Origin of the sequence: Mycobacterium sp. SP-6446, assembly GCF_001954045.1 — a bacterium.
GTDB lineage: Bacteria > Actinomycetota > Actinomycetes > Mycobacteriales > Mycobacteriaceae > Mycobacterium.
On record NZ_MBEM01000187.1, the window covers coordinates 20,549 to 42,434 of the forward strand.

Annotated in this window: 26 protein-coding genes; 8 read left to right on the forward strand and 18 right to left on the reverse strand. The window is 67.0% G+C overall.

Features of this window, described 5'->3' with window-relative positions:
* Positions 1 to 10: 10 nt before the first annotated feature.
* Together A5736_RS17145 and A5736_RS17150 are read right to left on the reverse strand one after the other, a co-directional pair.
* Positions 11 to 157, reverse strand: coding sequence for a hypothetical protein (locus tag A5736_RS17145; RefSeq protein WP_007169078.1), 147 nt, complete (start codon positions 155 to 157; stop codon positions 11 to 13).
* Complete coding sequence (locus A5736_RS17150) at positions 154 to 735, reverse strand: HhH-GPD-type base excision DNA repair protein (RefSeq protein ID WP_076247522.1); 582 nt, start codon at positions 733 to 735, stop codon at positions 154 to 156. Before A5736_RS17150 ends, A5736_RS17145 begins: the two co-directional genes overlap by 4 nt.
* 125 nt (positions 736 to 860) lie before the next feature.
* Between A5736_RS17150 and A5736_RS17155 the strand changes: the two genes are divergently transcribed.
* Both A5736_RS17155 and A5736_RS17160 read left to right on the forward strand, forming a co-directional pair.
* Positions 861 to 1,556 carry a hypothetical protein gene (locus tag A5736_RS17155; RefSeq protein ID WP_076247524.1) on the forward strand — a complete coding sequence of 232 codons (696 nt, stop codon included), beginning with the start codon at positions 861 to 863 and terminating at the stop codon, positions 1,554 to 1,556.
* A gap of 47 nt (positions 1,557 to 1,603) precedes the next feature.
* Positions 1,604 to 1,891 (forward strand): hypothetical protein, encoded by a 288-nt coding sequence (locus tag A5736_RS17160; protein ID WP_076247525.1) that lies wholly within the window; start codon positions 1,604 to 1,606, stop codon positions 1,889 to 1,891.
* 59 nt (positions 1,892 to 1,950) lie between these two features.
* Here the strand turns inward: A5736_RS17160 and A5736_RS26060 are convergent, their stop codons facing one another.
* Together A5736_RS26060 and A5736_RS17165 are read right to left on the reverse strand one after the other, a co-directional pair.
* Positions 1,951 to 2,127, reverse strand: coding sequence for a DUF5302 domain-containing protein (locus A5736_RS26060; RefSeq protein WP_139333377.1), 177 nt, complete (start codon positions 2,125 to 2,127; stop codon positions 1,951 to 1,953).
* Between the two features lie 42 nt (positions 2,128 to 2,169).
* Positions 2,170 to 2,613 carry a PPOX class F420-dependent oxidoreductase gene (locus A5736_RS17165; RefSeq protein WP_076057775.1) on the reverse strand — a complete coding sequence of 148 codons (444 nt, stop codon included), beginning with the start codon at positions 2,611 to 2,613 and terminating at the stop codon, positions 2,170 to 2,172.
* Positions 2,614 to 2,645: 32 nt separating this feature from the next.
* Between A5736_RS17165 and A5736_RS17170 the strand changes: the two genes are divergently transcribed.
* Positions 2,646 to 3,167, forward strand: coding sequence for a DUF1697 domain-containing protein (locus A5736_RS17170; RefSeq protein ID WP_076247527.1), 522 nt, complete (start codon positions 2,646 to 2,648; stop codon positions 3,165 to 3,167).
* A gap of 43 nt (positions 3,168 to 3,210) precedes the next feature.
* Here the strand turns inward: A5736_RS17170 and A5736_RS17175 are convergent, their stop codons facing one another.
* Positions 3,211 to 3,588, reverse strand: a complete 378-nt coding sequence (locus tag A5736_RS17175) for a GntR family transcriptional regulator (RefSeq protein WP_076247528.1) — start codon at positions 3,586 to 3,588, stop codon at positions 3,211 to 3,213.
* Positions 3,589 to 3,625: 37 nt separating this feature from the next.
* Here A5736_RS17175 and A5736_RS17180 point away from each other — a divergent pair, with 37 nt between their 5' ends.
* Positions 3,626 to 4,339 (forward strand): NAD-dependent deacylase, encoded by a 714-nt coding sequence (locus A5736_RS17180; RefSeq protein WP_076247530.1) that lies wholly within the window; start codon positions 3,626 to 3,628, stop codon positions 4,337 to 4,339.
* Between the two features lie 9 nt (positions 4,340 to 4,348).
* Here A5736_RS17180 and A5736_RS17185 read toward each other — a convergent pair whose 3' ends face one another.
* Both A5736_RS17185 and A5736_RS17190 read right to left on the reverse strand, forming a co-directional pair.
* Positions 4,349 to 4,993, reverse strand: a complete 645-nt coding sequence (locus A5736_RS17185) for a class I SAM-dependent methyltransferase (protein WP_076127758.1) — start codon at positions 4,991 to 4,993, stop codon at positions 4,349 to 4,351.
* A 15-nt stretch (positions 4,994 to 5,008) separates the two neighbouring features.
* On the reverse strand, positions 5,009 to 7,345 hold the full coding sequence (locus tag A5736_RS17190; protein ID WP_076247531.1) for an MMPL family transporter: 2,337 nt from the start codon (positions 7,343 to 7,345) through the stop codon (positions 5,009 to 5,011).
* A gap of 303 nt (positions 7,346 to 7,648) precedes the next feature.
* Between A5736_RS17190 and A5736_RS27050 the strand changes: the two genes are divergently transcribed.
* Complete coding sequence (locus tag A5736_RS27050; protein ID WP_139329413.1) at positions 7,649 to 7,780, forward strand: hypothetical protein; 132 nt, start codon at positions 7,649 to 7,651, stop codon at positions 7,778 to 7,780.
* A 130-nt stretch (positions 7,781 to 7,910) separates the two neighbouring features.
* On the opposite strand, the gene A5736_RS17195 is transcribed toward A5736_RS27050, so the two are convergent.
* Positions 7,911 to 8,663, reverse strand: a complete 753-nt coding sequence (locus A5736_RS17195; protein ID WP_076247534.1) for a 3-hydroxyacyl-CoA dehydrogenase — start codon at positions 8,661 to 8,663, stop codon at positions 7,911 to 7,913.
* Between the two features lie 45 nt (positions 8,664 to 8,708).
* Positions 8,709 to 9,791 (reverse strand): CaiB/BaiF CoA-transferase family protein, encoded by a 1,083-nt coding sequence (locus A5736_RS17200; RefSeq protein WP_076247535.1) that lies wholly within the window; start codon positions 9,789 to 9,791, stop codon positions 8,709 to 8,711.
* Between the two features lie 90 nt (positions 9,792 to 9,881).
* Here A5736_RS17200 and A5736_RS17205 point away from each other — a divergent pair, with 90 nt between their 5' ends.
* Positions 9,882 to 10,691, forward strand: coding sequence for an enoyl-CoA hydratase (locus A5736_RS17205; RefSeq protein WP_076247537.1), 810 nt, complete (start codon positions 9,882 to 9,884; stop codon positions 10,689 to 10,691).
* An 8-nt stretch (positions 10,692 to 10,699) separates the two neighbouring features.
* Here the strand turns inward: A5736_RS17205 and A5736_RS17210 are convergent, their stop codons facing one another.
* Both A5736_RS17210 and A5736_RS17215 read right to left on the reverse strand, forming a co-directional pair.
* Complete coding sequence (locus A5736_RS17210; RefSeq protein ID WP_076247538.1) at positions 10,700 to 11,419, reverse strand: CPBP family intramembrane glutamic endopeptidase; 720 nt, start codon at positions 11,417 to 11,419, stop codon at positions 10,700 to 10,702.
* Positions 11,420 to 11,508: 89 nt separating this feature from the next.
* Positions 11,509 to 12,045, reverse strand: coding sequence for a gamma carbonic anhydrase family protein (locus tag A5736_RS17215; RefSeq protein WP_076127907.1), 537 nt, complete (start codon positions 12,043 to 12,045; stop codon positions 11,509 to 11,511).
* Positions 12,046 to 12,173: 128 nt separating this feature from the next.
* On the opposite strand from A5736_RS17215, the gene A5736_RS17220 reads away from it, so the two are divergent.
* Both A5736_RS17220 and A5736_RS17225 read left to right on the forward strand, forming a co-directional pair.
* Positions 12,174 to 12,674, forward strand: coding sequence for an isoprenylcysteine carboxyl methyltransferase family protein (locus A5736_RS17220; RefSeq protein ID WP_076247540.1), 501 nt, complete (start codon positions 12,174 to 12,176; stop codon positions 12,672 to 12,674).
* A complete protein-coding gene (locus tag A5736_RS17225) occupies positions 12,671 to 13,687 on the forward strand; it encodes an NAD(P)/FAD-dependent oxidoreductase (protein ID WP_076247542.1) in 1,017 nt (338 codons plus the stop codon). Before A5736_RS17220 ends, A5736_RS17225 begins: the two co-directional genes overlap by 4 nt.
* On the opposite strand, the gene A5736_RS17230 is transcribed toward A5736_RS17225, so the two are convergent.
* The 7 genes from A5736_RS17230 to A5736_RS17260 all read right to left on the reverse strand — a co-directional run bounded on the left by A5736_RS17230 (position 13,684) and on the right by A5736_RS17260 (position 21,838).
* Positions 13,684 to 14,430, reverse strand: coding sequence for a crotonase/enoyl-CoA hydratase family protein (locus A5736_RS17230; protein WP_371328393.1), 747 nt, complete (start codon positions 14,428 to 14,430; stop codon positions 13,684 to 13,686). The genes A5736_RS17225 and A5736_RS17230 overlap by 4 nt on opposite strands.
* Positions 14,431 to 14,477: 47 nt before the next feature.
* Positions 14,478 to 15,623, reverse strand: a complete 1,146-nt coding sequence (locus A5736_RS17235; protein ID WP_076247545.1) for a thiolase family protein — start codon at positions 15,621 to 15,623, stop codon at positions 14,478 to 14,480.
* 204 nt (positions 15,624 to 15,827) lie between these two features.
* On the reverse strand, positions 15,828 to 17,312 hold the full coding sequence (locus A5736_RS17240; protein WP_076247547.1) for an aldehyde dehydrogenase family protein: 1,485 nt from the start codon (positions 17,310 to 17,312) through the stop codon (positions 15,828 to 15,830).
* 91 nt (positions 17,313 to 17,403) lie between these two features.
* The gene (locus tag A5736_RS17245) at positions 17,404 to 18,618 is read right to left on the reverse strand and encodes a cytochrome P450 (RefSeq protein WP_076247548.1); all 1,215 of its coding nucleotides are present in this window, start codon (positions 18,616 to 18,618) and stop codon (positions 17,404 to 17,406) included.
* Entirely contained in the window at positions 18,618 to 19,580 is a 963-nt protein-coding gene (locus tag A5736_RS17250) for an SDR family oxidoreductase (RefSeq protein WP_076247550.1), read from the reverse strand. Before A5736_RS17250 ends, A5736_RS17245 begins: the two co-directional genes overlap by 1 nt.
* A complete protein-coding gene (locus A5736_RS17255) occupies positions 19,573 to 20,715 on the reverse strand; it encodes a spirocyclase AveC family protein (protein ID WP_076247551.1) in 1,143 nt (380 codons plus the stop codon). Before A5736_RS17255 ends, A5736_RS17250 begins: the two co-directional genes overlap by 8 nt.
* Before the next feature lie 10 nt (positions 20,716 to 20,725).
* Complete coding sequence (locus tag A5736_RS17260) at positions 20,726 to 21,838, reverse strand: ABC transporter substrate-binding protein (RefSeq protein ID WP_076247553.1); 1,113 nt, start codon at positions 21,836 to 21,838, stop codon at positions 20,726 to 20,728.
* Positions 21,839 to 21,886: the final 48 nt, after the last annotated feature.

Consider the following 21,886-nt stretch of genomic DNA (forward strand, 5'->3'; position numbering starts at 1 on the left):
GCGGTCGCGGCTAGTACGCCATGAACAAGATGGCGTCGCGGTCGTACTCCAGGCCCGGATGAACGCTGGCAAGGTGGGCCTGGGTCAGTTCGACCAGCTCGTCCTCGTCCTTGCCGACGATGGCTTCGCCGCACGGACACGTCAGGTGTGTCTTCACGTTGCCGCCTTTCCCTTCGCTGCTGCCTTCATCTGCTTCTTGTAGGACCGCACTTTCCCGAGTGATTGGGCGTCGACGATGTCGGCGACGGACAGGTGAGCGCCGGACTTGCCGAACTCCCCGGCGGCGGCCCGCCAGCCGGTCGGCGTCACGCCATACTGCTTGCCCAGCAGCGCCAGGAAGATCTTCGCCTTCTGCTCGCCGAAGCCGGGCAGCCCCTTGACCCTCCGGAGCAGTTCCTTCCCGTCGGGCTCACCGGCCTTCCACAACCCGGCCGCTTCGCCGTCATAGCTATCCACGATGATCTGGGCCAGGGCCTGGATCCGCTTGGCCATCGATCCCGGAAAGCGGTGTATCGCAGGCCTTTCCGCGCACAGCGCGGCGAACTTGTCCGGGTCGTAGGCCGCGATCTGGCCGGCATCCAGGCTGCCCAGGCGGTCCGCGATCTTCTTCGGCCCCGCGAAGGCCGTCTCGAATGGCACCTGTTGATCAAGCAGCATGCCGATCAACAACGCGAACGGGTCGTCATCCAGCAGCGCGTCGGCGGCGGGATCGCCGGCCAGTCGTAGGTTCGGCACTCACACATAGTAAAACCGTGCCGAAGGCCCCGCGCCGTGGGCGCTGCGGCGCCACGGCCAGGTCATCCATGACGGCACACACCGTTCGGCTGCACCAACGGCTCGGAGGGTGCAACTATTTGCCGATGGAACAGGACGACCCCGAGCGACGCATCGCCGAGCTGGAACGTCAGCTTGCGGCGCAGAATCGCGGCGCAGATGTGCCGCCGGCAGGCGCGGACCGCGCGGCTGAGTCGCGCCGTTTCGTGGCAACCACCTCGCGGATGCAGACGTGGCTTCTCATCTACACATACGGCTGGTGGGCGGCGATCCCGGCGATGTTCGCGGTGATGGTCGCGGTTCGTCCCGCGTACGCCACTGGCTGGGCGGTCGTCGGCCTCATAGTTGTCGGAATGATCCTTTTTGGTGTACTCGGCAGTCGGCGGTGGGGTTGGAGCAGGAAGATTCCCATTTGCGTCACGAGCGACGGCCTGACTGTCGAAGACAGGCCGGGCGAGGTTTTCTCATTCAAGGACGCGCAGCTCGGCCGGTGGACTCTGGGGCAGGACATCACGATCTCGGGTACGGCACTTCACCTGCAATGCGGCCCCACCGCTTCATTCTCGGCGGACGAGATCATCGCCTCGGCACCGCAACACCGCTCAAAGCGCCGCCCACCGGCCGCGTCGACGGCTGGTTGCAGGCCGCAGACTTCGACGAGGTTCTCACCCTGGCCGCCCGACGCTCTGAGTTGGATGTACGCGGGCCTGCACCGGGCGAGCCGCTCCGTTGTCTGCTGTATCCGCCTCCCGAACCCATGGGGCGGTTCCAATTACGAGTAAACCAACAGCCCGCGCAAGCACGCCTAGCCATTGACGTCGGTACAGATTTGGTCCGGGTAATCGACCCGAACACCAATGCGATCGTTGCCTCGGCTTCGCGCGCGCAGGTGACCGCGACACCGGCAAATTACAAGCACGTCGATCCAGAGCAGTCGTACAACGTGCCGGTCCTAGTCGTGCGCATCCCCGGTTGGCAACCACTCACCATCAAATGTCGTGGCGCGTGGCGCGGCAACGTGCCCATGGAGAAGAAGGAACCCGAATTTAGGGTGTCGGACCCGGATTCGCGGGCGCTTGTTGAGCAATTCGGCTTGGCGGCGAACTTGAAAGACTAAGCCCGACGTAGTATGCCGATCAGCAGCGCGAAAACCCTTGCCCGCCAACGACTACGGCTCTAGCCGCTCTTGCGGCGGAATTCCCGGCGGCTCTCGGCTGGACCGTGCGCCCGCGGCTGCTTGTCGCCGCCGTCCTTGTGGTCGGATCCGCCCGACGACTTCGCCTTCTTGCGGTCGAGCGCCTCGCGGAACCTGCGCTTGGTCTCGTCCTCTTGCTGAGGGTTCGATTCGGCCATGACGGCAGCTTAACCCGGACTCCCCGCGCCTGGCGCGTGGATTTACCGCTTGCCCGGCGGCATGCCGTAGACGTGCGAGACCCGCAACGTCAGCAACACCCGCCGATCGGTGACCATCGCCTCGCGGAACTCGTCCCAATCCGGATGTTCCCCGGCGATGTTGCGATACAAAGCAATCAGCGCCTCGACGGTGTCGTCGTCGGGCGCGGCCGCCGGGGGCGTCAGTTCCGCCGTGCCCTCAGCGACGGCGTACGACCATCCGTCGTCGGCGTCGACCAACAGCGACGCGCGCGGGTCGCGGCGCAGGTTGCGCGTCTTGGCGCGCGGCTCGGTGATGGAGACCCGCACGGCCAGCTCGCGCGGATCGAAGTGATAGCTCACGTTCGACAGCTGCGGGCGCCCGTCACGCTTGATGGTGGCTAATACCCCGAGAGAGTTCCCACTGATGACGGCCAACAATTTGTCGTCGAAGACTTGGCGTCCCATGTCGAAAGCCTACGTCGTGGTGAAATCGCACTATGACCAAGTACGCGGCCTTCCTGCGGGGTGTCAACGTCGGCGGCGTCAACCTCAAGATGGCCGAGGTGGCAGCCGCGCTGACGGACGCGGGATTCAAGAATGTGCGCACCATCCTGGCCACCGGCAACGTGGTGCTGGAGTCCTCGGCCAAGGCCGCCGCGGTGCGCAAGAAAGCCGAATCGGCCCTCCGCGAGCGATTCGGCTACGACGCCTGGGTGCTGACCTATGACATCGACACGGTGCGTGCCATCAGCGACGGCTATCCCTTCGAGCGCGAGGTCGAGGGGTATCAGTCCTATGTCACGTTTGTCGCCGACGCGGCGGTGCTCGACGAACTCGCCGGGCTGAGCGGCAAGGCCGGCGCGGACGAGAAGATCAGCCGCGGCGACGGGGTCGTCTATTGGCAGGTGCCCAAGGGCGGAACCCTGAACAGCACCATCGGCAAGACGATGGGCAAGCCGCGCTACAAATCGTCGACCACCACCCGCAACCTGCGCACGCTGGACAAAGTCTTACGGTGAGCGGCCCAATACCCCAGTGCGCCAACGGGTTTCCGGCGATCGGCTAGCCGGAGTCCTGATCGTCGGGCACGTCCTCGATGTAGCGCACCGCGTCGGCCTTGTCCAGGCCCAGTCCCCGGGCGACACGGACGTATTCGCGGGCCGCGGCCGCCATCGCCGCGTCGGTCGGGTCGTAGCGAGCGACGAAAGTGCCGAAGCGGCCCCGGGTTTCGACGATGGCCGCGGTTTCCAGCTCCCGGTAGGCGCGGGCCACGGTATTGACGGCCACGCCGAGTTGGCCGGCCAGCTCACGCACGGTCGGCAGCCGGGTGCCGGGCGGCAATGCGCCGTCGCGGACCCCGTCGATGACCTGCGTTCTGAGCTGGTCGAACAACGGCCTGCGCGCCTTCAGGTCGACCTTCAACCAGTCCGCCAGCTCCACGTACCCAGTATCACCTACGCACCGCTATCTTGGGGGGATGCGAGTGACGGTGCTCAGCGGCGCGGGAATCTCCGCGGAGAGCGGCGTGCCGACATTCCGTGACGACAAAAACGGGTTGTGGGCCCGCTTCGATCCGTACGAGTTGTCCAGCACCCAGGGGTGGCGCAACAACCCCGAACGGGTCTGGGGATGGTACCTGTGGCGCCACTACCTGGTGGCCAACGTCGAACCGAATGCGGGGCACCGTGCCATCGCCGACTGGCAGGACCATGCCGAGGTCAGCGTCGTCACGCAGAACGTCGATGACTTGCACGAGCGCGCCGGCAGCGCCGCCGTGCACCACCTGCACGGAAGTCTTTTCGAATTCCGTTGTGCGCGTTGCGATATGCCGTATACGGAGGCATTACCCGAGATGCCGGAACCGGCGCTGGAGGTCCAGCCACCGGTCTGCGGCTGCGGCGGCCTGATTCGGCCCGACATCGTGTGGTTCGGTGAGCCGTTGCCCGACGAGCCGTGGCAGCGGGCGCTCGAGGCGACGGAGACCGCCGACGTGATGGTGGTGGTCGGGACATCCGCGATCGTCTACCCGGCGGCTGGCCTGCCGGAACTGGCGCTGGCCCGCGGCACGGCCGTCATTGAAGTCAACCCCGAACCGACGCCGCTGAGCGGCGCCGCCACCCTCAGCCTGCGCGAGACCGCGAGCCAGGCATTGCCGGAGCTGCTGCAGCGACTGCCCGCCCTGCTCGGCTAACCGCAGACGCTAGGCGCGGCGCGCCCGGCCCAATAACAACTCCGACACCGGCAGCGGCACCCACACCGGCAGCGTCCACTCCCGCCGAGAATTCAGCACCTTGAACCCGGCGTCGAGGATCGCGCGCTCGGTGTCGCGATGGGTGTGGCAGTTCCCAAAGAGCCTGGGCCACAGGGTCGCATCGGCGAGACGCTGCAGCCGGCCCCGCCCACCGGCGCTGGCCACATGCTCGAGATAGCGCAGCTCGCCGCCCGGCCGCAGCAACGAATGCAGGCGCCCCAGCACCATCGCGGGATCCTCCACCGAACACAGCACCAGCGAGCACACGACCGCGTCGAACGGCGTCGCGCCGCCGAACGCCTCGACGGTCTCGCCGGTCACGACGACCGGGACGGCCGCGGCGGCGGCCGCCTTGCGGGCCCGCGCCGCCAGCCGCGGCTCGGGCTCGACGGCCACCACTTGCTCGACGGAATCCGGGTAGAGCCCGAAGTTCGTCCCAATGCCCGCACCGATTTCCAGCACTCGGCCCGACAAGCCGGCCAGGTTCTCCCGGCGCAGCGCCCGCACTGCCTCGACCTCGCGGGCGGCCACCAGGGGCCAGATCCGGGCGAAGAACGGATTGTCGACGGTGGATGCCGGCGTCGTAGCCGTCATGTTCGCAGTCCCTCCCTAACCGACGTTGGTCACCGTCTCCGTGACCTCGTGACCATTGTGCTGTGCCGCGACCCCGACGGGTTCGAGTTGGACATCTTTCGTCGGCGCCTCGCTGATGCCGAACCGCTCGTGCAGCCGCACCAACGGCTTGGGCGCCCACCAATTCCATCGGCCCATCACATGCATGAACGCCGGAACCAGCACCATCCGCACCAGGGTCGCATCTGCGAACACGGCCAGCGTCAGGCCCAGGCCGAACATCCGCATGAACGACACGTGCGCGGCGATCAGCGCGGCGAACGACATCGACATCACCAGCGCGGCCGCGGTGATCACCCGCCCGGTGCGGGCCACGCCGTGCGCCACCGCTTCGTCGTTGGCGGCGTGCGCCTGCTTGGCGATTGGCTTCGCCGGCCGGTACTGCAGCCAGTACTCGCGGATCCGGGAGATCAGGAACACCTCGTAGTCCATGGACAACCCGAACGCGATGCAGAACAACAGCACCGGCATGTTCGCGACGAGCGTGCCGCTTGGGGTCGTTCCCAGCGCGCCGAGATGGCCGTCCTGGAAGATCCACACCAGCGCGCCGAACGCCGCGGTCAGCGACAGCACGTTGCACATCAGGGCCTTCACCGGCATCACCACGCTGCCGGTCAGCAGGAACAGCAACACGAAGGTCACGGCGGCCATCAGCCCCAGCACCAGCGGAAGCCGATCCGTCACCGCGTCGACGCTGTCGCGGTTGACTTGCGCGACGCCGGCAAGCTCGGCGGGCCTGCCGGCGGGACCGGGTACTGCGCGCAGGTTTTTCAGCTGCGCGTCCGAGGCTGCGGAAAACAGCGGCGCCGCGCTGCTCACCGTCAGGAAGGCGCTGCCGTCGGCCATGCCGGTGGCCGCCGCCGGCGGTCCTACCCGGTTTCCGTTCACGAACGTCCCGCCCGGCGCCGATACCTCCGACACGTCGGAAACCCGGGACAAATCCGCGGCGTACCGGTCCAGGTCGGTCGGGCTCACGCCGCCGGCGTCGGGAATGACTACTGGCACCGACGTCGAGAAGTCGTGCGCGAAATTGGTGCGCAACTGGTCACCGACCTGATGCGCCGACGCCGAGCGCGGCAGGACCCGGTCGTCCGGGAACCCCCACTTGACCGAGATGAAGGGAAGCCCGAGCACCAGCAGCAGGGCACCGACGCCCAGGCTGAGGGGCAGCCAGCGGCGCATCACGAACTTGCTCGACCGGTACCAGAACAATTGCTCGACCGGCTTGTGCACCGGATCCGGGCGCCTCATCTTTTTAGGCAGCGCCCGGCGCACCAGTGTGCGCGCGTTCAGCGAGTCCAGTCGCGGTCCCAGCAGCACGATGGCGGCCGGGGTAATCACGATGGACGCGGTCGCGACGAAACCCACGGTCGCCACCCCGGCGTAGGCGAACGACTTCAGGAAGTACATCGGGAAGAGCGCCGTCGCCGACATCGACAAGGCGACGGTGACCGCGGAGAACAGCACCGTGCGGCCCGACGTGGCCATGGTCCGGATCAGTGCCTGGTCTCGGTCACCGCCCTCGGCCAGCTCGTCGCGATAGCGGCTCACGATCAGCAGCGTGTAGTCGATGGCCAACGCTAGGCCCAGCGCGGTGCTCAGGTTGAGCGCGAAGACCGACACCTGGGTGCCGAGCGCGATCAGCCGCAGCACCGACATCGAGCCGACGACGGCCAGCGCGCCGAGGGACATCGGCAGCGCCGCCGCGAGCAGGCCGCCGAACACCCAGATCAGCACCAGGAAGCTCAGCGGGATCGCGATCGCCTCCATGACGACCAAGTCGTCCTGGTTCTGTTTGTTGATCTGGGCGTACTGCATCGCCGAACCACCCGCACGGACGCTGACGCCGTCGCGGTCGTGGGCGAATTCGTCGGCCAGGGTCTGGGCGTTCTGCTGCGCGTTGGTTTCGCCGCCCTTGAGGTTGATCACGATCAAGCCCGATTTCCCGTCCTGGCTGACCAGATCGGCACCGGCCCCCGCGGGCGTTCCCGTCCACGGCGAGGCGACGTTGTACACCAGCGGCGACCGCTGCAATTGGTCGACCAACTCGGTTCCCACGCTGCGGGCCTGCTCGCTACCGGCGCCCGCGGGCGCGGTTAGGAGGATCAGCATTTGCTGACCGCTCTGCCCGAACTTGTCGGTCAACACGGCGATGGCGCGGGCCGACTCCGAGTCGGGATCCTGGAAACCGCCGGGCGCCAGGCTCTTGGCGACGGGAACGCCGAAGATCGCGGCGGCTATGAAGACCAGGACGGCAACCGCAACGATGCGGCGCGGCGCCGCGATGGCCAGCCGAGCGGTCGCCTGCAGCATGATCGTCCTTCCGCCAGGCCAGGCAACGCTCGCCCGCACCCAGAGCCGCGGCAACCATCCGGCAGGGTTACCGGTGCCAAACGACACCTTCTGTGGACACGCATACGCACGCCCACATGGTTCAACGCAGTGCCAAACCTGCGCGATACTAAGAGTCTAGAAAGAAAACTGGGCCGCAGGTAGGCCCGCTGACCGGCCCAATCCGTCGCTCGACGACGGGCGAACCTACCGGCGAGTAAATTGCCACCATTTTCCGAATCGTGACTCAAAGATTCCTTAATGGTGGCCCATACGCTCAGTCTCATGTGGATCGACGACTCGAGTGCTGACGTCATCAAGGCTGACTTCGAGGCCCTTTACCACGGCGACATGCTGGTGGAAGGTGAGACCTCCGAGCAGTTCGAAGACTCGCACCCGCTGCCTACGGCAAGCTGACCGCCATGAGCGTGCTCGCGCGGCTACTGATGGCCGAACCCGCCATTACCCGATGGTTCCGTCGATAACTTCGTTCTTGTTTCCCAGACAGCCCTCCGCATGCGGGGGGCTTTCTTTTTGCCCCTGAACCTCAGCGGGGCGCCATGCGGATGGCGCCGTCGAGGCGGATGACCTCGCCGTTGAGCATCGGATTTTCGATTATGTGGAGGGCCAAGGCGCCGTACTCGTCGGGATCGCCCAGCCGGGCCGGGTGCGGCACCTGCTTGCCCAGCGACTTCTGCGCCTCCTCGGGCAGCGAACCCAGTAGCGGCGTCTTGAACAATCCCGGCGCGATCGTCACCACGCGGATGAGCTCGCGCGACAGGTCGCGCGCGATCGGCAGCGTCATGCCGACGACGCCGCCCTTGGACGCCGAGTAGGCGGCCTGCCCGATCTGGCCCTCGAACGCGGCAACCGATGCGGTGTTGATGATGACGCCGCGCTCTTCTCCGATTGGTTCGGTCTTGGCGATGCGCTCGGCGGCCAGCCGCAGCACGTTGAACGTCCCGATCAGATTGACCCCGATCACCTTCTTGAACCCGTCCAGCGGGAACGGGCCATCCTTCGACAGCGTCTTGATGGCGTTGCCGATGCCCGCGCAGTTGACGTTGATGCGCAGCGGGCCGAGCGACTCGGCCGTGTCGAGCGCGCCGGACACGGCGGTCTCGTCGGTGACGTCGGCCTCGACGAAACACGCCCGATCGCCCAGCTCGCCAACCGCGTCTTCGCCGCGCAGGTCCAGCACCACCACCTGTGCGCCGGCGTCGAGCAGCCGCTTGGTGGTGGCCAGGCCCAGACCCGACGCTCCCCCGGTGACGACCGCTACGGCGTCTTTGATCTCCATCCGAGTCCTTCCCTATCGCCATCCCGCCAACCAGTTGGTTGGGGACTATACCCAGTCGCTGAGCACGGCCTCGACATCGGCCACCGGCGACGCGGGCCGCGGCGTTTCGGCCGCCGTGCGGGAGAACCGCGGAGCGGGCAACGGCTGCAGCGCGCCGTTGACTTCATAGAAGGTGTTCCGCTCGGTGATGTGCGGCTCGGTCTGCACCTCACCGAAGGCCAGCACCGGCGTGACGCAAGCGTCGGAGTCGGCGAACACCTTCGTCCAGTGATCGCGATCGTGGGCGATGAACGCCTCGGTGAGCGCGGCCCGCAGCTCGGGCCAGCGGGTCGTGTCGTTCTGTGGCGGCAGGTTCGCGGCGTCCAGACCGAGGCCGGCCAGCATGGCCGCATAGAACTGGGGCTCGATGGCGCCGACCGCGACGTAGCGGCCGTCGGCGCACTCGTAGGTGTCGTAGTAGGGCGCGCCGCCGTCGAGCATGTTCGTGCCACGCTCGTCGGTCCACATGCCTGAGGCGCGCATCTGCCACATCATCTGGATCAGCACGCTCGAGCCGTCGACCATCGCGGCGTCGACGACCTGACCCTTGCCGGAACGCTGCCGCTCCCACAGCGCGGACAGGATGCCGACCAACAAGAACATCGAGCCGCCGCCGAAGTCGCCGACCAGATTCAGCGGTGGCACCGGCCGCTCGTTCGCCCGGCCGATGGAGTGCAGGATCCCGTTGAGCGAGATGTAGTTGATGTCGTGGCCGGCCTGCTGGCTGCGCGGACCGGTTTGACCCCAGCCCGTCATCCGGGCGTAGATCAGCCGCTCGTTCACCTCCGCGCACTGCTCGGGGCCGATGCCGAGGCGCTCCGTGACGCCGGGACGGTAGCCCTCGATCAACACGTCGGCCTTGGCGACGAGTTTGAGCACGAGTTCGCGTCCCTCGTCGGACTTGAGGTCGGCGGTCACGATGCGCCGGTTGCGGCTCATCGCGTCTTTGACCACACCACCCGGGGCGCCCGACGGGCGGTCGATGCGCACGACGTCGGCGCCCAGATCCCCGAGGATCATGGCGGCGTGCGGGCCCGGCCCGATCCCCGACAGCTCGACAACGCGTAGTCCACTCAGCGGTCCCGCCATGATCCACCGACCTTTCGTCTGCTTTGACGTCGTTCGCATCTTCGCAGCCGCGGTTCTGAGCCGCGCACCCCGGTCACCTAGGGTGTGGCCATGTCGCAATCCGTGCTCGACACGCTGACCCCCGTAGCAGGTCTTGACGTCACGCTGGCCGACGGCGTGCTGTCGGTGACCATCGACCGTCCCGACAGCCTGAACTCGCTCTCCGTTCCGGTGATCACCGCGCTCGCCGACGCGATGGAATGCGCGGCCGACGACCCTGAGGTCAAGGTCGTGCGGCTGGGCGGCGCCGGTCGCGGCTTCTGCTCCGGAGCGGGGATCAGCGCCGACGACATGTCGGGCAGCGGAATGCCGCCCGACGAAATCGTCCTGGAGGTCAACCGGCTGATCCGCGCCATCACGGCGCTGCCGCGTCCCGTCGTCGCCGTCGTCCAGGGCCCGGCGGCCGGCGTCGGCGTTTCCCTGGCCCTGGCATGCGACCTCGTATTGGCTTCTGACAAAGCGTTTTTCATGCTTGCCTTCACCCAGATCGGGTTGATGCCCGACGGCGGCGCGTCGGCCTTGATCGCGGCCGCGATCGGTCGTATCCGCGCAATGCGCATGGCGCTGCTGGCTGAGCGGTTGCCGGCCGCCGAGGCGCTGGCCGCGGGACTGGTCACCGCGGTCTATCCCGCCGAGGAGTTCGACGCCGCGGTCGACAAGGTGATCTCGAAGTTGTTGGCGGGACCCGTCGTTGCGTACTCCAAGACCAAACACGCGATCAACGCGGCCACATTGACCGAGTTGGACAACGCGCTCGAGTGTGAATACCGCGGCCAGTCGGTGCTGCTGCGATCACCCGACTTCGTCGAGGGCGCAACGGCATTCCAGCAGCGCCGCACCCCCAACTTCGCCGACCGCTGAGCGGACGGTCAGGAGAACAGCGGGGGCAACGCGAGCACCATGATCAACCCCCACACGAGGTGGGTCAGCATCGGAGCCAGCACGCCGCCGCTGGCCCGACGCTCCAGCGCGCACACCGTCCCGAGAACGATCGCGGCAAAGCCGAGCACCGCGTTGCCGCTGGCCATGATCGCGGCCACGTACAAAACCGTCGAAATGACCGCCGGACGGTGGCGGCCCAACGCGCTGTAGAGGGCGCCGCGAAAAAACACCTCCTCGGCCACGCCGTTGATCAAGGTGATCGCCATGATCGCCCAAAGCGATCCATGATGGGCGAACGCGAGCACCCTGGTGATCAAGGCGGCGACGGCCGGAATCTCCCGGGCGATCAAGCCGCCCAACACGAAGACGCCGCCGAGGGCGAGGCCGATGGTCGTGCCGGAGATGACCGGGCGCTGGTTGCGCCCCCGCCAGCAGATGCCGCCGAGGTGCAGCGGGCCCGACGTGAATCCGCCGCCGAGCCACACCGCCGCCAGCGCAAGCGTCAGCCAATAGAAGCTCGATTCCCCCGGATGACGCCGCATCGAGAAACCCAGCACGATGGCACCGATCACCAGCGTGACGCCGACGACGACGCGCCGACGCCGCACTACCGCGGGCGGTTCGTTATGTGGCACAGCGACATTGGTGATCGCGCGGCGCAGCTCGAAAAGCACACTGGTGCGGTAGGGGGTGCCGGACTGGCTCATGCGAGCCGCGCCATCGGGGTGGGGGTGATCAGGGCGGCGCCGGTGACCAGAATCCGCATATTCCCGACCCTAGTAGGCGCGGGCCTGGTTCAGCGGCCGGCTTCGTCCGTCGAGGCGCGATGCAGGTCGAGCAGCCGCCGGTACACCTCGGCGTTGTACCGGTTGTTGGCGACCTCGGCCTCGCTGAGTTCGCGTTGCACTCGGGCCGGCACACCGGTCACCAGCGACCGGGCCGGCACCACCATGCCCTGCGGCACCAGCGCACCGGCGGCCACCAGCGCGCCCGCGCCGATCACCGCGCCGTTGAGGACGACCGCCCCCGAGCCGATCAACGCGTCGTCCTCGACGGTGCACCCGTGGATGACCGCGTTGTGCCCGACACTCACTCCGGCGCCGATGCGCACCGGGAATTCCTTGTCGACGTGGACGGTGACGCCGTCTTGGATGTTGGTCCCGAACCCGACCTCGATGTGCTCGGCCTCGGCGCGCAGCGTCGCCGCGTACCACACACTGACCCTGGCGGCGAGGCTGACCTTTCCGATCACGCTGGCATTGGGCGCCACCCAGGACTCGGCGTGCAGGACAGGCACGTGGCCCCGAATGGAAACAATCAGTGGCGCGGACATGGACGCCATCGTAAATGCCCGCAAGCCAACCGTTTACCGCACGGTTTGAACCGACGCGGCTACGCCACCGTAACCCGGTACGTGAACCCTGCTGGCGTGGCAGTGCCCGGTCACGAGATAGTGAAGACATGTATTACCTGCTGATCCTGGCGGTCGGGATCGAACGCGTGGCAGAGCTGGTGGTGTCCAAGCGGAACGCGCGGTGGTCTTTTGCCCAGGGCGCCAAGGAGTTTGGCCGTCGGCACTACTTGGTGATGGTCGTCCTGCACACGGCGCTGCTGGTGGGCTGCATCGTCGAAGCCTGGGCGCTGCACCGCCCGTTCATCGCCTGGCTCGGCTGGCCGATGCTGGCCGTGGTGGTGCTGAGCCAGGGGCTGCGCTGGTGGTGCATCGCGACGCTGGGCCGGCGGTGGAACACCAGGGTGATCGTGTTACCGGACGCGCCGCTGGTGCGGCAGGGCCCCTACCGGTGGCTGCATCACCCGAACTATGTTGCAGTGGTGGCCGAAGGGTTTGCGCTGCCGTTGGTGCACACGGCGTGGCTGACCGCGGCCATTTTCACCCTGGCCAACGCGATGTTGCTCAGGGTGCGTGTGCACGTGGAGAACTCCGCGTTGGGCTACACATGACGAACTTTGACACCGATCTGCTCATCGTCGGCGGTGGCCCCGGAGGCCTCGCCACAGCGTTACACGCTCGCCGGCAAGGGCTTTCGGTGATCGTTGTCGAGCCGCGCGACAGCCCCATCGACAAGGCGTGCGGCGAGGGGCTGATGCCCGGCGGGCTTCGCGAGCTGATGTCGTTGGGAGTTGACCCGGCCGGCATGCCATTTCACGGCATCGCCTACGTCGGTGAACATCGTCGTGCCGAGGCGCGATTTCGCGCCGGCCCTGGCCGCGGCGTGCGGCGCACCACGTTGCACGCGGCGCTGGCCGCACGGGCCAAAGAGCAAGATACCGAGTGGATCCGGGCAAAGGTGGCAGGCGTCGAGCAGGACGCGCACGGCGTGACGGCCGCGGGCGTGCGCGCGAAATGGTTGGTGGCCGCCGACGGATTGCATTCGGCGGTCCGGCGTGCCGTCGGAATCACGGCGAAGGCCGGCAGGCCGCGCCGTTTCGGCGTGCGCTGGCATTTTCGGGTGCCGGTGTGGTCGGAGTTCGTCGAAGTGCATTGGTCGCGCTGGGGCGAGGCGTACGTGACGCCGGTGGAACCGGATCTGGTCGGCGTGGCGATCCTGTCCAGCGGACAACCTGACCTCGCCTGGTTCCCGCGGCTGGCGGAGCACCTGGCGGGCGCCGACCGCGGGGCGGCCCGCGGCTGCGGCCCGCTGCGCCAGGTGGTTCCCCGCCGGGTTGCCGGCCGGGTGCTGTTGGTGGGCGACGCGGCGGGCTATGAGGACGCGCTGACCGGCGAGGGCATCAGCCTCGCGGTCAAGCAAGCGGCCGCGGTGGTCGGGGCAATAATTCGTGACGACCCCTCGTCATACGAAGCCGCGTGGCACCGGATTACCCGCGACTATCGCCTGCTGACCCGGGCGCTGGTGCTGGCCAGCACGCCGCGGGTAGTTCGCCGTGCCATCGTGCCGGCCGGCGCGCTGTTGCCCGGCGCGTTCCGGGCCGGCGTGAACGTCCTCGCCGGTTAGCGCGCCTTCCAAACCGGATCCCGCTTTTCGGCGAACGCCAGCGGTCCCTCCTTGGCGTCCTCGGATCTGATCAGGACACGCATCTCGCGCATGGTGCGCTCCCAGCCCGCTTCGTCGGCGGTGATCACGCCGTCGTCGACCCCGCAGGCGATGCGCTTGCTGGCCTGCACCGACAGCGGCGCATTGACGGTCACCCGCGCCGCCAACGCCAAGGCCGCATCCAGCACCGAGCCCTCCTTGACCACCTGGTTGACCAGGCCCCACTCCCAGGCGTCGGATGCCGTCAGCGGCTCACCCGTCAACAGCAGCTCCATCGCCACCTTGCGGGGCAGCTGGTTCACGATCCGGAAGACACCGCCGGCCGCGGCGATCAGTCCGCGTTTGACCTCGGGCAGCCCGAATTGAGCGTGCTCGTGGGCCACCACCAGGTCGCTGGCCAGCGCCAGCTCGGTGCCGCCCCCGAATGCCGTGCCGTTGACCGCGGCGATGGTGGGCTTGTCGATGAAGTGGTGCACGTAACCGGCGAAGCCCCATTCACCATGGTCGGGGTGGTAGAGGTTTTCCCGGCGCGAGATCGCCTTGAGGTCGGCTCCGGCGCAGAACGACTTGTCACCGGCGCCGGTGATCACCACCGCGCGCACGTCGGGGTCGTGCTGTGCTTCCTCCAGCGCGTCACCGACTCCGATGCTCACCGCACTGTTCACGGCGTTGCGCGCCTCGGGGCGGTTGATCGTGATGACCATGACGTTGCCGGTCCGGTCGACCAGCACCGCCGGCTGCGCGGCTTCGGTCACAGGAGTTCCACGATGGTGGCGTTGGCCTGACCCCCGCCCTCACACATGGTCTGCAGGCCGTAACGAATTCCCTTGTCCCGCATGTGGTAGAGCAGCGTGGTCATCAGCCGCGCGCCCGAACCGCCGAGCGGGTGGCCGAGCGCGATCGCGCCGCCGTTGGGGTTGAGTTTCTTCTCGTCGGCACCGATGTCCTTCAGCCACGCCAGCGGCACGGGCGCGAACGCCTCGTTGACCTCGTACGCCCCGATGTCGCCGATGCTGAGCCCGGATTTCTTCAGCACCTTCTGCGTCGCCGGGATCGGCGCGGTCAGCATGATCACCGGGTCGGCTCCGGCCAGCGTCGCGGTGTGCACCTTGGCGAGCGGCTTCAGACCGAGCGACTTGGCCTTCTCGGCGGACATGAACAGGATCGCGGCCGAGCCGTCAGAGATCTGCGAGGAGTTGCCCGCGTGGATCACGCCGTCCTCCTTGAACGCCGGCTTCAGCGACGCCATCTTCTCCATCGGCGTACCGCGGCGGATGCCTTCGTCCTTGAGGACGACGTTGCCGTCCTCGTCCTTGATGCCCACAATCTGGTCGTCGAAAGCACCGGAATCCTGTGCCGCCGCGGCCTTTTCGTGCGATCCCAGGGAGAACTCGTCGAGCGCGAGCCGGTCGAGGCCCCACTGCTCGGCGATCATCTCCGCGCCCAGGCCCTGGTTGGGTGTCCGGTCATAGCGGTCCTTGAAAGCCTTGGGGTACGGGTTGCCGCCGCCCGCCAACGACGATCCCATCGGGGTCCGTGACATCGACTCCACGCCGCCGGCGACGACGACGTCATAGTGCCCGGCCACCACTCCTGCGGCGGCGAAATGTATGGACTGCTGGCTCGACCCGCACTGGCGGTCGACGGTCACGCCCGGCACGGTCTCCGGCCAGCCGGCCGCCAGCAGCGCGGTGCGGCCGATGTCGAGGGCCTGTTCGCCGGCCTGCATGACGCAGCCCCAGATGACGTCGTCGACGATCCCGGGGTCGATGCCGGCCTTGTCCGCCAACCCGTTGAGGACCTGCGCGGACAGGTCGGCGGGGTGCACCCCGGACAGCCCGCCGTTGCGTTTCCCGATCGGTGAGCGCACTGCCTCGACGATGACGGCTTCAGCCATGATGGTGTCTCCTTTGACAGACAAACTAACGAAGTGCTGTTGGGTCGATTGTCAACCATGCGTTGGGCGGTCGCAGAGCGGGGTGGTCCATTCGCGACCGGTGGTCACATCGGCCACCGCGCCGAGATTGCCGCCATGGCTGCGATCGACCCCAAAATTACAGCCCTCACGGCAATTTCGGCGCTTCAGCTCGACGCCGACGACTCAGCCGGCCGGATACCCCACGGATTTGATTTCGGTGTACTGGTCAAATCCGGCAACGCCATTCTGGCGGCCCACCCCGCTGTGCTTGTAACCGCCGAACGGCGTGTCGGCGCCGTACGGCGCCCCGCCATTGACGCCGATAAAGCCGGCCTTGATCCGGCGAGCCACCGCCAGCGAATGCTCCAGCGAACCCGACATCACGTTGCCGGCCAAGCCGTACACGCTGTCGTTGGCGATCCGGATCGCGTCCTCCTCGTCGTCGAACGGGATCACCGAAAGCACCGGCCCGAAGATCTCCTCTTGGGCGATGGTCATGGAGTTGTCGACGTCGGTGAAAAGCGTTGGGCGGATGAAGTATCCCTTGTCGAAACCAGTCTCCGCGCCGGGCCCGCCGACCAGCGCGGTGGCGCCCTCTTCGACGCCCTTTTTGATGTAGCCGGTCACCCGCTCGAACTGTCGCTGCGAAATCACCGGACCGCACAGGGTTCCGGGGTCCTGCGGGTCGCCGCACGTGACGTTCTCGTAGATGCCCTTGAGGATTGCCACACCCTCGTCGTAGCGCGACCGCGGCAACAGCATCCGCGTCGGGTTGGCGCAACCCTGGCCCGCGTGCATGCACGGGGCGATGCCGATCGCACACGCCAACCCGAAGTCGGCGTCCTCCAAGACGATGGTGGCCGACTTGCCGCCGAGTTCGAGGAACAGCCGCTTCATGGTGGCCGCGCCTTTTTCCATGATCCGCTTGCCGACCACCGTCGAGCCGGTGAACGAGATCAGGTCAACCTTGGGCGAGAGCGTAAGCTCCTCGCCCACAAAGTGATCCGACGCGGTGACGACGTTGACGACGCCGGCCGGGATGTCGGTCTTTTCGGCGATCAGCCGACCTAGCCGGGTCGCGTTGAACGGGGTGTTGGGCGCCGGTTTGAGCACCACGGTGTTGCCGGTTCCCAGTGCCTGGCCGAGCTTGTTGAGGGTGACTTCGAACGGGAAGTTCCACGGCACGATCGCGCCGACCACGCCCACCGGCTCCCGCCAGACCTTGACGGAGGTGTTGGCGCCGGTCAGGCTGATCACCCGGTCGCCGAGGTCGGTTTCCCACGCGTACTCGTCGATCAGTCGCGCCGGGTACTTCAGTCCGTCGGCCAGCGGGGCGTCCAGCTGGGGGCCGAAAGTGATGGCCCGTGGGGAACCAACTTCGAGGATGAGTTCCTCGCGCAGCTCCTCCTTCTCGGATTCGATCGCGTCGTGCAGCTGCAACAGGCAGCGCTTGCGAAGCTCACGGTTAGTCGACCAGTCGGTCTCGTCGAAGGCGCGCCGGGCGGCGTCGATGGCCCGGTGCATGTCCTCTTTCGACGCGTCAGCGACCTCGCCGAGCGATTCCTCGGTCGCCGGGTTGATGTTGGTGAAGGTGCCTGCCTGGCCCTCGACGAGCTTGCCATCGATCATCATTTTGGGCTCGAAGCGAACCTTTACAGCCTCGGTCATATCTGTCACTCTCTTCTGGGTCCGTTGAGGGGCTACGGAGAGCCTTACTGGAAACTAGCCGATTGACAAGGTGCAACCGCTGCCGGGCTGGTTACTGGGGGTCGAAGAGCACCGGAACCGACGTCGGCGACCGGAAAACCTGCCCCCGAATGTGCGGGTCATCCCCGTCCGGGTCCAGCCGCAGATTCGGTAGCCGATCCAGCAGCAGGTTGATGGCGGTACGCATCTCCAGCCGCGCCAGGTGCATGCCCAGGCAGACGTGCACGCCATGACCCCAGCCAAGGTGCCCCCGCGCCTGTCGGTAAATGTCGAACGTTTCGGGATTGGGGTAGCGGTCTTCCTGCCGGTTGGCCGATCCCAGCATCGGCATCACCGTCGAACCCTCCGGTATGGGCACCCCGCCGAGCTCGGTGTCGCGGGTGGCGACCCGGGTGATGGTCAGGAGGGGCGGTTCCCACCGCACACCTTCTTCGATGGCCTGGGGCAGCAGCGATCGGTCCGCGCGGATGGCGTCCAGCTGCGCGGGGTCGGACAGCAGCGCCAGGAGCAGGCTGCCCAGCGCGCGATACGTGGTCTCCACGCCGGCGGGCAGCAGCAGCCGCAAGAACGAGAAGATCTCCTCGTCGTCGAGCTTCTCGCCGTCGATCTCCGCCTGGGCCAGCGCGCTGATCAAATCGTCTTTCGGTTCGGCGCGGCGGGCCTCGAGGATCGGTGCGAAGTAGTCACATAGCGCGGCCGACGCCGCGAGCCCGCGTTCCGGGTTGAGGATCCAGCTGAGCAGGGAGATGGACCAGCGTTGGAACTGCGGGTAGTCCTCCTCCGGCAGGCCCAGCAGCCCGGCGATGATCTGACTGGGATAGTCGAAGGTGAATTCCTTGACCAGGTCGGCCTTGCCGTTCGCCGCGAACTTGTCGATCAGACTGTTGGCGACGCGCCCGACAAGCTCGTCTTCCCAGCGGGCTAAGGCCTTCTGCGAGAAGGCCTTTGACACCAGCGACCGCAGCCGGCCGTGCACCGGCTCGTCCATGCCGAGCATCACGCCTTCGCCCAGCACCGGCCCGAACGCCGCGATGACGGCAGCCGACGAGAACGTCTCGTTGTCGCGCAGCATCTGCTGGGCTTCCTCGTGGCGGTAGACGATGAACACCGGCTTGGACTCCTCGTGCGGCATCCCCGAGGTGTCCAGGCGCTGGACCGGCTCCTCTCGGCGCAGTCGGGCCAGTTCCGTGTACGGGTCGCGGACGTCGCCGGAGACCGCGTCGTCGAAGGCGCCGAAGTCTTCCAAGTCGTCGAAAAGCTGTTCCATTACTGCTCCTTTGATCCCAAGCGTCGCAACGCCGACGCCGGTAGAACTCGAGCGGCGAGCACCATCAGCCGTTGGCCGACGGTCAGCGGCCACGTCCCGCCGCGCATCGAACCCTGTCTGGGTATGCCCAGCACGATCCGGGACATGTGATGCATGCCCGACGCCGGGAGGATCCTGTTGAGCGCCAACAACATCGAGGCGTCCGGTCCCACCCCGCGACGGCGGAACGGCGCGCGGTCAGCGAGCGCCTTGACCAAGCCGTCGGTGAACCGCTCGGGTGGCCTGGCGAAACGGATCGCGAACCGGCCGCGGGTGTTCATGGTGGTGTGCAGTCGGGCGTAGGGGCCGTCGAAATTGCGATCGTCGGTGGTGCCCGCGTCGGTGATGATGTCGGTGTCGTACACCCCGGTCACCAAAACCGTGACACCGAGACCGAAGGGCGCGATCTCGCACGCCATCGACTCACCCCACCGCTCCAGCGCCCCCTTCGCCGCGGAATACGGCGCGGTGCCGGGCTGACCGCGCACCCCCGACGCGCTGGATATCAGCACGATGCGTCCCTCGCCGGCCGCGCGCATCGCCGGCAGCAGCGCCTGAGTGAGCGCGACGGGGCCCAGGACGCTGGTGGCGAACATCTTCTGCCACAAGTCCATATCTGTCTCTTCCACCATTCCGGCGGCCGAGATCCCGGCGTTGTGCACCAGTGCGTAGGGTGCGCCGACGGCTTCCTCGATTGTCTTGGCAGCGGCCGAGATTGACGCGGCATCGGTAAGGTCGAGCTGCACGCCGATCAGACGGTCATCGTCGCCCGCTCCGGTCGCCTCGCGCAGCGCCGCGATCCCTTTCTCAGGTGTGCGCATCGCCGCGATCACCCGCCACCCGTCGCGGTGGAGGCGCACCGCCGACGCGAAGCCCAGGCCACGGGAAGCGCCGGTGATGACGACGCTACGAGGATCAGCCATTCTTGCTCGGGGTGGCACAAGCACCCTGACCGGGCGGTGGCGGCTGCACATCGGGTCGGCCGTTGGGCTGCCCGCTCATCCACGTCGACCAAATGCCGACCGAGTAGGGGCCTTGCGCACCGGCCTTCTCGTAAAACCCTTGCGGGTCATACACTTTGGCTTCCGGATAGGGCCACGGGCAGGCGACCGAGGTCGCCGCCTTGGTGGCCTTGATGACGGCGAACCACGCGCCGTAGGCGAAGTAAGAAACATTGATGATGGCGAACATCACCAGGAAGGTGCCCAGCACCGGACGGCTCGGGAAGATCTTGGCCTTGGCGGCCAGCTTCTCCGCCACCGATTTACCCGTGTCGTCGCGATAGCACAGGATCGCCGCGGGCACCATCACGAACGTCACGGAGAAGGACTCCCAGATCAGCGGGAACTGGAACGTCGTGCCGGTGAATACCGAGCCCCACGGGATCACCTGCGAGTAGATGTACATCCCCATGTGGACGAGCTGGATCTCCAGCCACGCGTCGAAGACGAAGCCGATCGCACACGTCAGCACGCCCAGGCTGACCAGCGGGTGCCGCGACACGAATGCCTGCGGCCCGTACCTGGCCTGCAGTTTGCGCAGGATCCAGATCGCCGGGAAGTAGGGCCCGAAATAGAAAGTGACGTAACCGAATACGACGAACGGCTCGACCGTCGGCGAAAGCGACACCAGCGGCCACGACTCCGGCCAGTGGATGAGGTCGGGGTTGTACACCGCGAACGGGGCCCAGTTCATGATCGGGTCCTGCCACACGATCAGCGTGGTGCACAGGAACATCAGCATCACCGGGCTGCCGGGATTGCGCCGCCAGCCCCTGATGAACACCACGAGCAGCACCAGCAGCATGATGACGGTGGAAATGTGCAGGAACGTGATGTAGTCCAGGCCGAAGATGAATCTGACCGGGCGGGGCCGGCCCTGCACGTTCGGATTGGCGACGCGCGGGTCCAGTGCGACGCGCATGTTCGCGATGAAGAAGAGCGCAAACGCCGCCAGGGCGGCGCCGGCGATCCATCCACCCCAGCCGCGCTTTTCGGTTCGCTGCTGGGGTGCCGACTCCTCTTCCGCGGCAAGCGGTGCGGATTGCTCAGTGCTCATTTCCTCAGCCTCACTCTCCGAAGCGATCGACCAAGTACGAGTTGGTGCCGTCGGCGTCGAGGGTGCGCGCCACCAGATAGCCGGCACCCATCCACGCCCGCCGCGTCCATTTGCCGAAGGAGACCCGGGTGCCGGGCGCCCCAGAGGCGGCGGGCATCATCTTCACCCGCTCCAGCGCCTCTTTGACGCCGCGCGGGCTGAGCGGGTGCGCATCCGTGAATGCCCGCACCAGGGTGGCGGCGACGTCGCTGTTGACCACCGGCACGCAGTATTCGGGACGGCTGCCCTCGTACCTGGCGGCGTAGCGATCCAGGAAGTCCTGGCCGACTCGATTCGTCTCGTCGTACTGATCGACCCCGATCCAACCCATGAACGCGTTCCACATGATCGGGTTCACCCACGCGTTCTGGAAGGCCGTGGTGGTGAAACGTGGCGGGTCCCAATCGACGGCCTCGAGCGCCGGGTTGATGAACACGATCCCGAAGCCGAAACCCAGATGCACGATCGCTTCGGCCTTGGCGTCGTGCAGGGTGCGCACGGCCTCGTTGATGTCCTGAGCCGTCTGCGCGATCGCCGCCTCCGCGACGATGCGAATGCCCTTGCGCCGGCAGGCGCTTCGCAGATTCCTCAGATAGCTCTCGCCGATCAGGTTCTGCTCGACGAGAACCCCGATCTCGGCGAGCCCGCGTTTGGCGACGAGGTCCGCGATGAAGATCGGCTCGTCGGTCAACGAGCCCTGCGGGAAGGAGAAGGTCCATTCGCCTAGCCAGTCGTCGGTGCCGGTGACGCTGATGGCGGGCACCTTGAACCGCTCTTCGATCGCCTCGCGGGCGGGCACGCAGTTGTCGGTGATGTGCGGCCCGAACACCACGAGGCAGCCTTCGTCGACGAGCTCGCCGAAGGCGTCGATCACCGCCTTCACCGACCCCTTCGGCAGCCCCTCCACTTCGCGGTAGATCATTTGCACCGGGCGATCGATCAGGCCCTGCTCGTGCGCTTCGTCGAAGACGAGGTCAAAGCATTGGGTGAAGGACGCCTTCAGTTCTTCGGGAAAGCCCGGCGGCAGCCTGAAGTCCATCAGGTAGCCGACCTTGATCGGCTCAGCGCTGCTTTCGTAGGACATCTGACCTCCCGGATGGCGAGCTCACGCGCCCGACCGCGCAAACCTAAT

What these genes read in the sequence shown, in the direction of transcription:
- A5736_RS17180 (WP_076247530.1), top strand. Translation starts at nt 3,626, where the DNA reads ATGCGAGTGACGGTGCTCAGCGGCGCGGGAATCTCCGCGGAGAGCGGC.
- A5736_RS17200 (WP_076247535.1), bottom strand. Translation starts at nt 9,791, where the DNA reads ATGGCGGGACCGCTGAGTGGACTACGCGTTGTCGAGCTGTCGGGGATC.
- A5736_RS17225 (WP_076247542.1), top strand. Translation starts at nt 12,671, where the DNA reads ATGACGAACTTTGACACCGATCTGCTCATCGTCGGCGGTGGCCCCGGA.
- A5736_RS17165 (WP_076057775.1), bottom strand. Translation starts at nt 2,613, where the DNA reads ATGGGACGCCAAGTCTTCGACGACAAATTGTTGGCCGTCATCAGTGGG.
- A5736_RS17210 (WP_076247538.1), bottom strand. Translation starts at nt 11,419, where the DNA reads ATGAGCCAGTCCGGCACCCCCTACCGCACCAGTGTGCTTTTCGAGCTG.
- A5736_RS17195 (WP_076247534.1), bottom strand. Translation starts at nt 8,663, where the DNA reads ATGGAGATCAAAGACGCCGTAGCGGTCGTCACCGGGGGAGCGTCGGGT.
- A5736_RS17230 (WP_371328393.1), bottom strand. Translation starts at nt 14,430, where the DNA reads ATGGTCATCACGATCAACCGCCCCGAGGCGCGCAACGCCGTGAACAGT.
- A5736_RS17240 (WP_076247547.1), bottom strand. Translation starts at nt 17,312, where the DNA reads ATGACCGAGGCTGTAAAGGTTCGCTTCGAGCCCAAAATGATGATCGAT.
- A5736_RS27050 (WP_139329413.1), top strand. Translation starts at nt 7,649, where the DNA reads ATGTGGATCGACGACTCGAGTGCTGACGTCATCAAGGCTGACTTCGAG.
- A5736_RS17185 (WP_076127758.1), bottom strand. Translation starts at nt 4,993, where the DNA reads ATGACGGCTACGACGCCGGCATCCACCGTCGACAATCCGTTCTTCGCC.
- A5736_RS17260 (WP_076247553.1), bottom strand. Translation starts at nt 21,838, where the DNA reads ATGTCCTACGAAAGCAGCGCTGAGCCGATCAAGGTCGGCTACCTGATG.
- A5736_RS17220 (WP_076247540.1), top strand. Translation starts at nt 12,174, where the DNA reads ATGTATTACCTGCTGATCCTGGCGGTCGGGATCGAACGCGTGGCAGAG.
- A5736_RS17190 (WP_076247531.1), bottom strand. Translation starts at nt 7,345, where the DNA reads ATGCTGCAGGCGACCGCTCGGCTGGCCATCGCGGCGCCGCGCCGCATC.
- A5736_RS17255 (WP_076247551.1), bottom strand. Translation starts at nt 20,715, where the DNA reads ATGAGCACTGAGCAATCCGCACCGCTTGCCGCGGAAGAGGAGTCGGCA.
- A5736_RS17170 (WP_076247527.1), top strand. Translation starts at nt 2,646, where the DNA reads ATGACCAAGTACGCGGCCTTCCTGCGGGGTGTCAACGTCGGCGGCGTC.
- A5736_RS17250 (WP_076247550.1), bottom strand. Translation starts at nt 19,580, where the DNA reads ATGGCTGATCCTCGTAGCGTCGTCATCACCGGCGCTTCCCGTGGCCTG.
- A5736_RS26060 (WP_139333377.1), bottom strand. Translation starts at nt 2,127, where the DNA reads ATGGCCGAATCGAACCCTCAGCAAGAGGACGAGACCAAGCGCAGGTTC.
- A5736_RS17155 (WP_076247524.1), top strand. Translation starts at nt 861, where the DNA reads ATGGAACAGGACGACCCCGAGCGACGCATCGCCGAGCTGGAACGTCAG.
- A5736_RS17215 (WP_076127907.1), bottom strand. Translation starts at nt 12,045, where the DNA reads ATGTCCGCGCCACTGATTGTTTCCATTCGGGGCCACGTGCCTGTCCTG.
- A5736_RS17245 (WP_076247548.1), bottom strand. Translation starts at nt 18,618, where the DNA reads ATGGAACAGCTTTTCGACGACTTGGAAGACTTCGGCGCCTTCGACGAC.
- A5736_RS17205 (WP_076247537.1), top strand. Translation starts at nt 9,882, where the DNA reads ATGTCGCAATCCGTGCTCGACACGCTGACCCCCGTAGCAGGTCTTGAC.
- A5736_RS17235 (WP_076247545.1), bottom strand. Translation starts at nt 15,623, where the DNA reads ATGGCTGAAGCCGTCATCGTCGAGGCAGTGCGCTCACCGATCGGGAAA.